The organism is Leucobacter sp. PH1c, assembly GCF_000633415.1.
Classification (GTDB): Bacteria; Actinomycetota; Actinomycetes; order Actinomycetales; family Microbacteriaceae; genus Leucobacter.
Window position 1 is genome coordinate 87,202 of the sequence record NZ_AYMV01000010.1, and the last position, 12,983, is coordinate 100,184.

The 12,983-nt window shown below is 70.1% G+C and carries 12 protein-coding genes; 7 read left to right on the forward strand and 5 right to left on the reverse strand.

The annotated features are described in order from the left end of the window. Positions 1-53: 53 nt before the first annotated feature. The 5 genes from mtnK to mtnA all read right to left on the reverse strand — a co-directional run bounded on the left by mtnK (position 54) and on the right by mtnA (position 6,157). Positions 54-1,268, reverse strand: a complete 1,215-nt coding sequence (mtnK, locus tag U874_RS0103590) for an S-methyl-5-thioribose kinase (protein ID WP_025133178.1) — start codon at positions 1,266-1,268, stop codon at positions 54-56. A gap of 81 nt (positions 1,269-1,349) precedes the next feature. Next, complete coding sequence (locus tag U874_RS0103595; protein ID WP_025133179.1) at positions 1,350-2,393, reverse strand: ABC transporter permease; 1,044 nt, start codon at positions 2,391-2,393, stop codon at positions 1,350-1,352. 1 nt (position 2,394) lies between these two features. Continuing rightward, positions 2,395-3,921, reverse strand: coding sequence for a sugar ABC transporter ATP-binding protein (locus U874_RS0103600; RefSeq protein ID WP_025133180.1), 1,527 nt, complete (start codon positions 3,919-3,921; stop codon positions 2,395-2,397). A gap of 64 nt (positions 3,922-3,985) precedes the next feature. Further along, on the reverse strand, positions 3,986-5,083 hold the full coding sequence (locus U874_RS0103605) for a substrate-binding domain-containing protein (protein ID WP_115651488.1): 1,098 nt from the start codon (positions 5,081-5,083) through the stop codon (positions 3,986-3,988). A 33-nt stretch (positions 5,084-5,116) separates the two neighbouring features. Continuing rightward, positions 5,117-6,157 carry an S-methyl-5-thioribose-1-phosphate isomerase gene (gene mtnA, locus U874_RS0103610; RefSeq protein WP_051582785.1) on the reverse strand — a complete coding sequence of 347 codons (1,041 nt, stop codon included), beginning with the start codon at positions 6,155-6,157 and terminating at the stop codon, positions 5,117-5,119. A gap of 178 nt (positions 6,158-6,335) precedes the next feature. Between mtnA and U874_RS0103615 the strand changes: the two genes are divergently transcribed. From U874_RS0103615 to U874_RS0103645, 7 genes are all read left to right on the forward strand, one after another. After that, a complete protein-coding gene (locus U874_RS0103615; protein ID WP_025133183.1) occupies positions 6,336-7,052 on the forward strand; it encodes a GntR family transcriptional regulator in 717 nt (238 codons plus the stop codon). A 149-nt stretch (positions 7,053-7,201) separates the two neighbouring features. After that, a complete protein-coding gene (locus U874_RS0103620; RefSeq protein WP_025133184.1) occupies positions 7,202-7,834 on the forward strand; it encodes a class II aldolase/adducin family protein in 633 nt (210 codons plus the stop codon). A gap of 241 nt (positions 7,835-8,075) precedes the next feature. Then, positions 8,076-9,080, forward strand: coding sequence for a siderophore ABC transporter substrate-binding protein (locus U874_RS0103625; RefSeq protein ID WP_025133185.1), 1,005 nt, complete (start codon positions 8,076-8,078; stop codon positions 9,078-9,080). Next, positions 9,077-10,162: an iron chelate uptake ABC transporter family permease subunit gene (locus U874_RS0103630; RefSeq protein WP_029987567.1), complete on the forward strand. Its 1,086-nt coding sequence runs from the start codon at positions 9,077-9,079 to the stop codon at positions 10,160-10,162. The genes U874_RS0103625 and U874_RS0103630 overlap by 4 nt, the downstream gene beginning before the upstream one ends. Beyond that, positions 10,155-11,183 (forward strand): iron chelate uptake ABC transporter family permease subunit, encoded by a 1,029-nt coding sequence (locus U874_RS0103635; protein ID WP_025133187.1) that lies wholly within the window; start codon positions 10,155-10,157, stop codon positions 11,181-11,183. Before U874_RS0103630 ends, U874_RS0103635 begins: the two co-directional genes overlap by 8 nt. Beyond that, positions 11,180-11,971, forward strand: coding sequence for an ABC transporter ATP-binding protein (locus U874_RS0103640; protein ID WP_025133188.1), 792 nt, complete (start codon positions 11,180-11,182; stop codon positions 11,969-11,971). The genes U874_RS0103635 and U874_RS0103640 overlap by 4 nt, the downstream gene beginning before the upstream one ends. A 9-nt stretch (positions 11,972-11,980) precedes the next feature. After that, entirely contained in the window at positions 11,981-12,799 is an 819-nt protein-coding gene (locus U874_RS0103645; RefSeq protein WP_025133189.1) for a serine hydrolase, read from the forward strand. Positions 12,800-12,983 lie beyond the last annotated feature (184 nt).

Here is a 12,983-nt window from a genome sequence, read left to right on the forward strand (position 1 = left end):
GACGACGGCCCCGGGCGCGCGCCCGGGGCCGTCGTCGTTTTGCGCGCTGCGCCCTAGGCGAGGACGGAAGCCCCGACGAGGCGGGTGAACGCGGAGATGTCCTCGGCCTGCTCCCACTCTGCCGCGACCGCGCGTGCGGCCGTGAGCACCGCGCGTGCGGCGGGGGCGCGCAGCTCCGGGTCGAGCGACTCGATGTCGCGTACCTTCGCGGCGCCGACGATGCGCCGGGCCATCTTCGCCGAGGCGAAGAGCAGCGACTCCTGGAGGATCCGCGCGAGGCGCCGCTCGACGAACGCGGCGCCGAAGAGCCGGGTCTCGTGCCACGAGGCCGCACGCTGCGCGAACTCCGCGGCGAAGGCCTCCCAGGTCTCGGCGGCGAGGCCGAGCGCCCACGACGCCCGCTCGTGCTCGCCGAGCGCCGTGGCGCGCGCCGCCGCGAACGCGTAGTTGGCGAAGAGCGCGCCGAGGTCGAACGCGATCGGCCCGTAGAACGCGAACTCCGAGTCGAAGACCTTCACCGAGTCGGCGACGGCGCCATCGGCGCCGCGGACCATGACGGAGCCCGTGTGCAGATCGCCGTGGATGAGCGCCTCGGCCTGCGTCATGAAGCGCCACTTCGCCTCGGCCATCGCGGCGGCGAAGGCGGGGTCTGCGGCGAGATCCGCCGCATCCTGCGCATTCTCGGGCAGGACCTCGTTGCGGCCCGCGTCGAACACCGGCTCGGTGAAGACGAGATCCTCCGTGATCGTGCAGAGCTCGGGGTTCTGGGTCTCGGCGATGCGCTGGGCGACGAGCAGTCGATCCTGCCCGAGCACCGAGGTGCCGACCGCGAGCGCGGCGACGTAGGCGCCGAGGCGGCGGGCGACGTCCTCGTGGCGCTCCGAGCGGTTGAGCGCATCGCGCCAGACGGCGTGATCCGACAGGTCCTCGAGCACGATGATGAACCGCTCGGGATCGTAGGCCACGACCTCGACGACGAGCTCGGGGGTGAGCGCGTGGTGCGTCGCGAGCGAGTCGGCCTCGCGGGCCGCCCGCTCGGGCGTCATCGGCCAGCCCGCGCCCACCATGCGGACGTAGGGGAGGGCTTGCTTCAGGATGATCCCGCGCCCGTCCGCGTCGATGACGTGGAAGACGAGGTTCAGGTTGCCGTCGCCGATCTCGCGCACGGAGGCGATGCGGTCCGCGTCGATGCGGCCTGCGGTCTCGGGGCGGGAGCGGAGGTAGTCGGCGATGTTCTCGGCGTCGAGGAAGGTGTACTCGTGCGACATGGGGTGCCTTTCGAAGGGGCGGGGACGGGGAGCGGTTCCGGCGGGGTGGGGGTCGCCCGCGACTGCGGGCGACCCCCACCCTCAGGTCGCGGGCGTGTAGCGCGCCTTCTTCCGGGACAGCGTGAAGGAGAAGAGCAGCGCGACGATCACCACGAGGCCCTTCGCGGTGTCCTGGTAGTAGTACTCGAAGCCCATCATCGTCATGCCCGTGAGCACGATCACGACGAGCACCGCGCCGAGCAGCGTGCCCCAGGCGTTCGGCTTGTTCAGGCCGAGCACCGAGGTGCCGACGAGCGCGACGGCGACGGCCTCGAGGAGGCTCGACGCGCCGGCGTTGACGTCGCCCTGACCGATCCGGGCCACGAGGATGATGCCGGCGACCGACGCGAAGACGGAGGAGACGACGTAGGCGGCGCCGCGGTGGAAGCCCACGCGGATGCCGGAGAGGCGAGCGGCCTCGGGGTTCGCGCCGATCGCGTACAGGATCCGGCCCCAGGAGGTCTTCGTGAGGATGAACCAGCAGGCGGTCACGAGCACGAGCATGACGATCACGGGGATCGGCACGGGGCCGACCGTGCCGCGGTCGATGAGGAGGAACGCGGGATCGAACTTGCCGGGCGCGGTCGTGCCGTCGGGCATGGTCATGCCGGAGGACACCGACTGGCCGGAGACGGGGATCATCTTCGCGCCCTGGATCACGAACATCATGCCGAGGGTGGCGAGGAGATCCGGGATCTTGCAGACGACGATGAGGAACGCGTTGAGCAGACCGACGAGGACGCCGGCCACGAGCACGAACGTGATCGCCATGCCCGCGGTGAGGTTGTAGAACACCATCGTCATCGCGGCGAGCTGCACGCTGAGTCCCGCGACCGAGCCGATCGACAGGTCGAGGCCGCCGACGATCATGCTGAACATGACGCCGAGGCCGAGGATCGCCGTCACAGACGCGAACTTCAGCATCGAGAACATGGAGTTCGTGGTCGCGAAGGCCGGCTCGGTGATCGCGAAGAACGCGAACGCGAGCACGGTGACGGCGAGGAAGCCGTACTTGACGATGATGTCACGCGCGCGGTCCGCGCCCGAGATCCGCACCGGTGCGGGAATTGCTGATGTGTCGGCCATCTCAGGCCACCTCCGTCATGCTCTGGATGATCTGTTCATTGCTGATGTCTGCGGCGCGCGCGTCGAGGGTGATGCGGCCCTCGACCATCACCACGATCCGGTCCGCCATCTCGCGGACCTCGTCGACGTCGCTGCAGATCATCACGACGGCCGAGCCGTCGGCCGCCTGCTCGCGTGCGCGCTGGGAGATGACGCGCCGGGCGCCGATGTCGACGCCGCGGAACGGCTCGTCGAGGAGCAGGACCCGGGGCGAGCGCTGCATCCAGCGCGCCACCATGACCTTCTGCTGGTTGCCTCCGGAGAGCGCGTCGACCGACTGCTCGGGTCCCGTCGTCACGACGGAGAAGCGGTCGATCGCGGCTGCGCCCGCGGCGCGCTCCTTCCCCGGGGCGAGCACGCCGCTGCGCACCACATCGGCGAGGAACGGGAGCGAGAGGGTGCGCATCACGGACCAGCCGGGCAGCATGCCCTGAGCGGCGCGATCCTCGGGGACGAGGTACACGCCCTGGCCGATCGCCGCCTTCGGGGAGCGCGGCGCGAAGGGGCTCCCGTCGAGGGACATCTCGCCGCTCGTCAGCTTGCGCGCGCCGAAGATTGTCTCGGCGAGCTCGGTCTTGCCCGCGCCGATGAGGCCGATGATGCCGGTCACCTCGCCCGCGGCGACCTCGAGGTCGATGGGCGCGCTCTCGGGGAACACGCGATGGCCGCGGATCGCGAGCGCCGTCTCGCCGCCGTGGAGCTCCTCGAGCTCGGCGGCGTCGGCGAGCACGCCCTCACCGAGCATCGCGCGCACGGCGTCCTGCAGGTCGAAGGGGAGCTGCTGCGCGTTCACGATGCGGCCGTCGCGGAGCACCGCGAGGCGATCCGCGAGCGCGTTGATCTCGCTCAGCCGGTGCGACACGTAGAGGATCGCGACACCGCGGTCGCGGAGCTTCGTGACGAGGGCGAAGAGGCGCTCGGCCTCGTTCTGCGAGAGCGTCGATGTGGGCTCGTCGAGGATGAGCACCTGGGGAGTCGTGGAGAGCGCACGCGCGAGGAGCAGCATCTGGCAGTCCGCGATCCCAAGCTCGTGCACGTCCTGGCGGAGGAACGCGTCGTCCCAGTCGAGGTCGAGCGTCTGCGCGATCTCCCGCGCGCGCGGGAGCAGCGAGCGCAGGGAAGCGACGCGGGGCACCTCGCGGAGCGCGATCTCCTCGAAGAGCAGATTCTCGGCGACGCTCAGCCCGGGAACGATCGCGTCGTCGATGCGCTGGTGCACGGTGCGGACACCGGCGCGCGCGGCCGACATGGGGGTGTCGAAGTCGACGGGCTCGCCGCTCAGCAGCAGCTCGCCGGCGGACGGCGCGTGCACGCCCGCGAGGATCTTGATCAGGGTCGACTTGCCGGCGCCGTTCGCGCCGAGGAGCGCCGTGACCGTTCCGGGGACGAGTTCGAGGTCGACGCCCTTCAGGACGCGGTTCGCGCCGAAGTTCTTCGTCAGGCCGACGAGGCGCAGCGCTGCGGACTGCGCGGGTTCCGTCGCATGCATGGGGACAACAACTCCTTGAGGAGGGGCGCGGGCGCCGGATCGATTCCGGCGCCCGCGCGCGGGATTAGAAGGAGACGACCGGGATCCAGTCGGCGCTCGACACCTCGGAGATGTTGAGCGACGGCTCTGCGGCGCGCAGATCGTCCATGTTCTTGATGTTCTTCTCGCGGAGCATGTCCTGCGTGACGAGGATCGGCGGGAAGTCGACCGTGTCGGTCTGCAGCTCGCCGGCCATCTTGAGCGCGAGGGTGCGCATCACGGCCGCGCCGATCGCGTTCGGATCCGTCGCGCCGGTGGCGACCCAGCGGCTGCCCTCGGCGGTCATGAGTTCGATGTCGGCGGTCGAGATGTCGGCGCCGTAGACGCGCACGTCCTCGGTGCCGGGCACCTGGTCGAGGCCCGTGAGCGTGCCCTTCGCGAACTCGTCGTAGGGCGAGTAGATCGCCGTGATCCCCGAGTTGGCCTGCACCGCGGCGGTCACCATGGGCGCCGAATCGGTCGCGGTCGAGTTCGTGAAGTTGCCGGTCTTGAACTTCTGGTCCCAGCTCTGCTTCGTGAGGTACTCCTGCCACACCGCGTCGCGGCGGTCGAGCGGGGCGATGCCGTCGTAGTTGACGTAGCCGACCTCGACGCCCGTGCCGATGTCCGAAGCCATCTGGTCGAGCACGAGCGACGCCATGAGCGCGTCCGACTGCTGCGTCTGCACGGCCTCGGGCGCGCACTGCTGGATCTCGACGTCGTAGATCGCGACGACGATGCCCTTGTCGAGCGCCTGGTTCACGCCCTCGCAGAGGGTGTCGGGGAGGCCGTGGCGGATGATGATCCCGTCGACGCCCGAGGCGATCGCCTGGTCGAGCTGGGTCGCCTGGGTCGCGTTGTCGCCCTGCGCGTCGAACACCGAGAGGTCGACGCCGAGTGCGTCGGCCTGCTGGCGGGTGCCGTTCAGGTACTGCTGGAAGTAATCGCCCTGGCCGGACTGCTGCACGATCGCGATCTTCACGCCGTCGGCGTCGAAGGGCGCGGGTGCGTCGGCCGTCGCCTCGGCGACCTTCCCGGTGTCGGTGGGCTTCGCGGAGCTCGCGGGCTCGCCCTGCGTGCACCCGGCGAGGCCGAGCGCGAGGACGGCCGCGGCGCCGAGAACTGCGGTGGTGGTCTTTCGCATCATTGCGTTCCTTTCGGGAATGGGGTGCTGCGGTTACTGGCCCGAGCCCGCGGCGAAGAGCGGCTGCGCGGCGACGGACGGTTCGGTGACGCCGCGCTCGGTGACGATCGCGGAGATGATGTCGTGCGGGGTGACGTCGAAGGCGGGGTTGAACGCGCGCACGCCGGGGGTCGCCACGGAGACGCCGCCGAACGCGAGCACCTCCTCGTCGCCGCGCTCCTCGATCTCGATCTCCTCGCCCGTCGCGGTGTCCTCGTCGACGGTGGAGTACGGTGCCGCGACAACGAACGGGATGCCCGCGCGGGCGCAGGCGAGTGCGAGGGCGACCGAGCCGACCTTGTTCGCGGTGTCGCCGTTCGCGGTGATGCGGTCGGCGCCGATCACGGCGAAATCGACCAGGCCGCGGAGAATCGTGCTCGACGCCGCCCCGTCGACCTCGACGAGGTGCGGGATCCCGTCCTGGTGCAGCTCCCAGCTCGTGAGCCGGCTGCCCTGGAGCAGGGGGCGGGTCTCGTCGACGTAGACGAGCTCCAGCTTGCCGCGCGTGTGCAGCTCGTGGAGGATCCCGTAGGCGGTGCCCCACGCGGTGGTCGCGAGCGCACCCGTGTTGCAGTGCGTCACGGCGCGCAGCGGGCGGTCGCCGATCCGAGCGAGCAGCCAGTCGGCGCCGAGGCGCGAGAGCTCGCGGTTGGCGGCCTCGTCCTCCGTGGCGATCGCGTGCGCCTCGGCGAGCGTGCGCGCGAAGCCCTCGGCGCGGAACCCGGCGACGCGCTTCGCGCCCCAGGCGAGGTTCACCGCGGTGGGGCGGGCGTTCGCGACGGCGTCGATCGCGGCGGTGAGGCGATCGGCGTCCCAGCCCTCGCGCTCGGCCTCGAGCAGGGCGAGCGCGACGCCGTAGCCGCCGGCCGCGCCGAGCGCGGGGGCGCCGCGGACCGCGAGGCGCTGGATCGCGTCGATGAGCAGATCGATGCTCGTGACCTCGAGGTACACCTCCTCGGACGGGAGCCGCGTCTGATCGATCAGGCGGATGTGGGAATCTGCAGCGGCATCAATCCACTCGATTGCGCGAACCATGGGGATGGCGGTCCTTTCGACGGCGTTGTCAATGTCGCAGTGCGCGAGCTATCGCGAGAAACGTAATTGGTTGACTGACAACTTGTCAAGTGAGGTCACATAAATGCGATTCGCGCCATGACCTAGACTGGGGGGCACCGAAATCCGGGCAAGGGGCCCGCGGGCAAAGGAGACGGGCATGGCGAAGCCGGGATCGCGGGTGGCGATCGTCGCGGACGGGCTGCGCGCTGCGATCCGTTCCGAGGAGTTCGTTCAGGGGGAGCGGCTTCCGACAGAAGCCCAGCTCGCAGAACGATTCGGGGTGTCTCGTCCGACGGTGCGGGCGGCGCTGCGCGAGCTCGAGACCGTTGCGCTCGTGCGCACCCAGCACGGCGTCGGCAGCTTCGTCTCCGAGCGCCCGGCGGTCACCGCGGGCCTCGAACGGCTCGACTCGATCACCGAGTCGATCCGAAGCACGGGGCGCGAGCCGGGCATGGTCTACCGGGGGCGAGTGATTCGACCTCTGCTCCCCGACGAGGCCGAGAAGCTCGAGCTCTCGGGCGATGCCCACGCGCTCGAGCTGCGCCGCACGATCCTCGCCGACGGGGAGGTCGTCGCCTACTCCTACGACCTGATGCCGATCGGCGTGTTCCCCGAGGGGGAGGATCCCGAGGCTGTGCAGGGCTCGCTGTTCGCCTACCTGCGCGAGGAGCGCAACCTCCACCCGCACTACGGCGTGGCCGAGGTGCACGCGGTGCAGTCGGACCGGATCGGCTGGGATTCGCCCGTGGGGAAGCCGGCGCTCTACGTGCTGCTCGACCAGGTCCACTTCGACCGCTCCGCGCGGGCGCTGCTGTACTCGCGCACGTACTTCCTCGAGGGGCGCTACGCGTTCACCATCCGCCGCGCGGGCTAGCCGCGGAGGTGATTCGAGGGGTGATTCCTGCTCGGTTGTTTGACAACTGATCGGCGCAGCGTGAGAATATTCACGCCGCTCAGCAGCCCAGTGAGGGGCATTGCCGCCGTCTCGGGTGACGAGCGGTCGGCCGGACAAGTGAGGATCGCATGCTCAACACCCAGGAGGGCGCAGCGGTCGCCCTGGAACTCTCGGACGTCGGGGCGGACGCGGTGCGCCGCGGGCTCGTCCTCGCGAGCGGGGGCAACCTCTCGGCGCGCCTGGACGCCGAGCACTTCATCGTGACCGGATCCGGCACCTGGCTCGACCGGCTGCGGCCCGGCGACTTCACCGTCATGCACGTCGACGGTACCGTCGTCTCCGGCAACCCGAAGCCGTCCAGCGAGTGGAAGCTGCACCAGCGCTCCTACCAGGCGCGCGCCGATGTGAACGCCGTGATCCACCTCCATCCCCAGCACGCGGTCCTGCTCGCGACGCTCGGGATCGACATCCGCCTCCTCACGCTCGACCACGCGTTCTACGTGAAGTCGATCGGCGTTACGCCGTTCTACCCGAACGGCTCCGACGAGCTCGCCGACACGGCGGCCGCCGAGCTCGCCGAGCACGACTGCGTCGTGATGCGGCACCACGGCTGCACCGCCGTGGGGGCCTCGATCGAGATGACGTACCGCCGGGCGCTCAACCTGGAGGACGCGGCGAAGGCGACGGTGCTCGCGCGCCAGCTCGGCGACACCGAGACGACCTTCCCCGCCGAGCACTTCCCGAACCTGCACCACGCCTGAGCGCGCTGCGCGAGCCGGCACGCGCGCGGCGCCCGCTCGCGGCGGCACCCGCCCCGGTCACTTGGCAATCGCCGAAGTGGCCGGGGCTTTTTGCGCTGCGACTTGAACATCAGATGAATGTAAGCATAGGCTGAATGACGCAATCGCCCACTGTGCTCCGGCTCCGAGTGGGCGGCCGACGCGCTGCCGCGATGCTCTCGCTGCAGCGCGTTTCCATGTCCGTTCAACCTGAGGATTCGACGTGTCACTTCGCACCACCCGCACTTCGGCGGCCGCAGCCCTCGCGCTCGGCGCAACCCTGCTGTTCTCTGCATGCTCGACCGGCGCCCCCGCCGGCGACTCCGAGACCGAGGCCCCCGCGGCGTCGGGCACCGTGACCATCACCGACAACCACGGTGAGGTCGAGGTTCCGGTCAACCCGAAGACCGTCGTCGCGCTCGACAACCACGTGTTCTCGACGCTCGATGCGTGGGACGTGGAACTCGCCGCAGCGCCCAAGGGCATCATGGGCACGGTGTGGCCGAAGTACCTCGACGAGTCGGTCGCCGACATCGGCTCGCACCGCGAGCCGAACCTCGAGACGATCGTCGCGGCGCAGCCCGACCTGATCATCGCGGGGTACCGCTTCGGCGACTCGTACGACGAGATCAAGAAGCAGAACCCGGACGCCGCTGTGATCGACATCGCCCCGCGCGAGGGCGAGGACCTCATGAGCGAGCTGAAGCGCGAGAGCGACATCCTCGGCCAGATCTTCGACAAGAAGAACGAGGCCAAGGAGCTGAACGACAAGCTCGACGCCGCGATCGCTGACGCGAAGGAGGCCTACAACGGCACCGACACCGTCATGGCCGTGAACACCTCGGGCGGCAAGATCGGGTACCTCGCCCCGGGCGTCGGCCGCTCGGTCGGTCCCGTGTTCGGCGCGCTGGATCTGGTCCCCGCGCTCGAGGTCGAGGGCGCGACGAGCGACCACCAGGGCGACGACATCTCGGTCGAGGCGATCGCCGCCTCGAACCCGCAGTGGATCATCGCGCTCGACCGCGACGCGGCCTTCGCTCCCGAGGACCGCGAGGAGGGCTCGCTGCCCGCCGCCGAGCTCATCGCCGGCTCCGAGGCCCTGAAGAACGTGCCCGCGGTCACCGAGGGCAACCTGATCTACCTCGACGCGAACTTCTACCTGACCGAGGACATCCAGGCCTACACCGCGCTGTTCACGGACATCAAGGACGCCTTCGCAGCGGCATGACCACTGACGACCGTGCCGCGGGATCCCGCGGCCCCGGAGCGCCCGCTCGCATGAGCGGGCGCTCTCGCGTTGCCTCCGGCGCCGCAGCGCCGGGCGCTGCCGGGCCGACGGACGCCGCCGCGAGCGCCCCGCCCCGCCGCGCCACGGCCTGGCCGCTGATCATCGGCGTGCTCATCGTGGTCGCCCTGCTCGTGCTCTCCGTCTTCGTGGGGGTCTACGACCTCTCGGACGGAGAGATGGGCGCGGAGATGCTCTGGATCACCCGCGTGCCCCGCACCCTCGCGCTCATGCTCGCGGGCGCCGCGATGGCCGCGAGCGGCCTCGTGATGCAGATGCTCACCCAGAACCGCTTCGTCGACGCCACGACCTCCGGGACGACCGAGTGGGCGTCGCTCGGCCTGCTCCTCACGGCAATCCTCGCACCGAGCGTCGGCATCGTGGGGCGCATGGTGATCTCGAGCGCGTTCGCCTTCATCGGTGCGATGGCGTTCATGCTGATCCTGCGCAGGATCGTGATCCGCACGACGCTCGTGGTTCCGCTCATCGGCATCATGCTCGGCGCCGTCGTGGGCGCGCTCACCACGTTCCTCGCAGTGCAGTTCAACCTCCTCCAGATGGTGGGCACCTGGTTCATGGGGAGCTTCACGAGCGTGGTGCGCGGCCGCTACGAGGTGCTGTGGGTCGTGGCGGTCGTCACGCTGCTCGTCTTCCTCCTCGCCGACCGGATCACGGTCGCCGGGCTCGGCCGCGACGTGGCCACGAACGTCGGGATGAGCTACGAGGCCATCGTGATCGCGGGAACGGCGCTCGTCGCGGTTTCGGCCGGCGTCACGGTCGTGGTCGTGGGCTTCCTGCCCTTCCTTGGCCTCGTCGTGCCGAACGTCGTGGCCATGCTCCGCGGCGACAACGTGCGCAGCAACCTCCCCTGGGTCTGCATCGGCGGCATCGCCCTCGTCATCATCTGCGACATCATCGGCCGGATCGTTCGCATGCCGTTCGAGGTGCCGGTCTCGATGGTGCTCGGCATCATCGGCTCCGTCGTGTTCATCGCGATCCTGCTGAGGGGGCGCGCGCGTGTCTAGCATCGTCCAGCTCGGCTCCGCGGGCGAGCTCCCCGAGGTGCCCGAGGCGGCCGCGCCGCGCTGGCGGCGCGCGCTGCCGACCGTGATCGTCTACACGGTCGCCGTCGCGCTCGCGATCGCCGTGCTGAGCTACGGCAACCCCGCGCCGGTGGGTTCCTCCGGCTTCTGGATCATCGTGCAGTCCCGGCTCGCCTCGCTCGGCACGATCGCGCTCGTCGCCGTGTGCCAGTCCGTCGCGACCGTGCTCTTCCACACCGCGACCTCCAACCGGATCCTCACCCCCTCGATCCTCGGCTTCGACGCGCTCTACGTGCTCACGCAGACGGCGCTCGTGTTCGTGTTCGGAACGGCGGCGACCGGGATGGAGGGGATCCCGAAGATCCTCGCCCAGAGCGGTCTGATGGTGCTCTTTGCCACGGCCCTCTACGGCTGGCTCTTCTCGGGCAAGCGCGCCAATCTGCACCTCCTGCTCCTCGTCGGCGTCGTCCTCGGGATCGGCTTCGGCTCCGTCTCGACCTTCATGCAGCGGCTCCTCACCCCGAGCGAGTTCGACGTGCTCAGCGCTCGGCTGTTCGGCAGCATCGGCAAGGGCAACGTCGAGTACCTGCCGGTCGCGGCGACGATCGCGGTCCTGATCCTTGCGTTCGTCTGGTCCAAGCGGCGGGTCTACGACGTCGTCGCGCTCGGCCGCGACGCCGCGATCGGCCTCGGCGTGCACTACCGCCGCGAGATCGTCACGATCCTCGTGCTGGTCGCGGTGCTCGTCTCCGTCTCGGTCACCATGGTGGGCCCCATGACGTTCTACGGCTTCCTGGTGGCGACGCTCGCTTACCAGTTCGCCCGCAACGACTCGCACACCGAGATCCTGCCGCTCGCGATCGGCATCGGGCTCGTCACCCTCGTGGGCGCCACCTTCATCCTGAAGCACGTGTTCGCCGCGGGCGGTCTCGTCACCGTCATCATCGAGTTCATCGGCGGGCTCCTGTTCCTCATCGTCCTCCTCAGAAAGGGGCTGCGTTGATCCAGCTCACGAACGTCGGGAAGTCCTATCAGGGGCGCCGGGTGCTCGGCCCGATCGATCTCGCGATCGAGCGCGGCGGCGTGACCGCGCTCATCGGACCGAACGGTGCGGGCAAGTCGACCATGCTGACGATCATCGGGCGCCTGCTCGAGGCCGACAGCGGGCGGGTCACGGTGGGCGGTCTCGACGTGCGCACCGCCAAGTCGCGCGAGCTCGCCCGCGTCGTGTCGATCCTGAAGCAGGAGAACCACTTCATGGCGCGCCTCACGGTGCGGCAGCTCGTCACCTTCGGGCGCTTCCCGCACTCCGGCGGGCGCATCACGGAGACCGACCGGCGCGCGATCCACGCGGCCATCGCGTTCCTGGATCTCGCGGGGATGGAGGATCGCTTCATCGATGAGCTCTCCGGCGGGCAGCGGCAGCGCGCGTTCGTCGCGATGGTGCTCGCCCAGGACACCGACTACGTGCTCCTCGACGAACCGCTCACCGGCCTCGACATGCGCCACGCCGTCGGGATGATGGGGCAGGTGCGCGCCGCGGCCGACGCGCTCGGGAAGACCGTCATCCTTGTGATCCACGACGTCAACTTCGCTGCGGCCTACGCCGACCGGATCGTCGCCCTCGCCGACGGGCAGCTGGTGGCCTCCGGAACGCCCGAGGAGATCATCACCCCGGAGGTGCTCGAGCGAGTGTTCGAGACTCCCGTCGACGTGCTGGAGCACGAGGGGCGCCGGGTCGCGGTCTACTACCGGCCCGAGCCCGCCGCGCCGAGCGCCGGTTCCCGGTAGCGTTGAGGCATGGAGAGTCTGCGCAGCATTGACACCTGGCCCGTGAAGCACGCCGCCGCCGCGGTGATCGCGAAGGACGGCCGGATCCTCGGGCACCACGGGCCGCAGGATCGCGAGTTCAAGCTCGCCTCGGTGACGAAGCTGCTGAGCGCCGCCGCGGTCCTGCTGGGGATCGAGGAGGGCGTGCTGGAGCTGGACGACCCGGCCGGCCCCGAGGGGTCGACCGTGCGCCACCTGCTCGCGCACGCGTCGGGCTACGACTTCTCGGAGGACATTCTCCGCGCCCGTCCCGGGCGCAGGCGGGTGTACTCGAACCGCGGGATCAACGTGCTCGCCGAGGTGTTCGAGGAGCGTGCAGAGATGCCCTTCGCCGAGTATCTCCGCGAGGGCATCCTGGAGCCGCTCGGCATGACCGCGACCCGGCTCGAGGGGCCGCCAGCGGCCGGCGCGATCTCGACCGTCGCGGACCTCAGCCGCTTCGCCGCCGAACTGCAGAACCCGCGCGTGCTCCACCCGGACACGATCGCGGAGGCCACGCACGTCGTGTTCCCCGGGCTCGACGGGGTGCTGCCCGGGTTTGGGCGGCAGGACCCGAACGACTGGGGGCTCGGCTTCGAGATCCGCGACGGCAAGCACCCGCACTGGACCGGCGCGCTGAACAGCCCGGGCACGTTCGGGCACTTCGGCCAGGCGGGGACGTTCCTCTGGGTTGATCCCGCAGCCGAGGTCGCCTGTGTGGCGCTGACCGACCGCAACTTCGGCGAGTGGTCGGCGGCCGCCTGGCCCGTCTTCTCGGACGCGGTGCTGAGCGAGCTGGCGCGCGGCTGAGCGTACCTGCCGCACACGGGACATTCCTGCCGCAGCACACCAGCGGGCGCACCTAGACGGGTGCGCAGGGGCCGGCTGAGTATGGACGTGCCCCGTTCACAATGGGTGCATGGACCCTCGTCATGCGCCCCCTGTGCCGCTGCCCGCACCGACCACCCGGCTGTTTCGGGGGGGGGGGGGGGCA

What these genes read in the sequence shown, in the direction of transcription:
- U874_RS0103595 (WP_025133179.1), bottom strand. Translation starts at nt 2,393, where the DNA reads ATGGCCGACACATCAGCAATTCCCGCACCGGTGCGGATCTCGGGCGCG.
- U874_RS0103630 (WP_029987567.1), top strand. Translation starts at nt 9,077, where the DNA reads ATGACCACTGACGACCGTGCCGCGGGATCCCGCGGCCCCGGAGCGCCC.
- U874_RS0103615 (WP_025133183.1), top strand. Translation starts at nt 6,336, where the DNA reads ATGGCGAAGCCGGGATCGCGGGTGGCGATCGTCGCGGACGGGCTGCGC.
- U874_RS0103605 (WP_115651488.1), bottom strand. Translation starts at nt 5,083, where the DNA reads ATGCGAAAGACCACCACCGCAGTTCTCGGCGCCGCGGCCGTCCTCGCG.
- mtnA (WP_051582785.1), bottom strand. Translation starts at nt 6,157, where the DNA reads ATGGTTCGCGCAATCGAGTGGATTGATGCCGCTGCAGATTCCCACATC.
- U874_RS0103600 (WP_025133180.1), bottom strand. Translation starts at nt 3,921, where the DNA reads ATGCATGCGACGGAACCCGCGCAGTCCGCAGCGCTGCGCCTCGTCGGC.
- U874_RS0103645 (WP_025133189.1), top strand. Translation starts at nt 11,981, where the DNA reads ATGGAGAGTCTGCGCAGCATTGACACCTGGCCCGTGAAGCACGCCGCC.
- mtnK (WP_025133178.1), bottom strand. Translation starts at nt 1,268, where the DNA reads ATGTCGCACGAGTACACCTTCCTCGACGCCGAGAACATCGCCGACTAC.
- U874_RS0103620 (WP_025133184.1), top strand. Translation starts at nt 7,202, where the DNA reads ATGCTCAACACCCAGGAGGGCGCAGCGGTCGCCCTGGAACTCTCGGAC.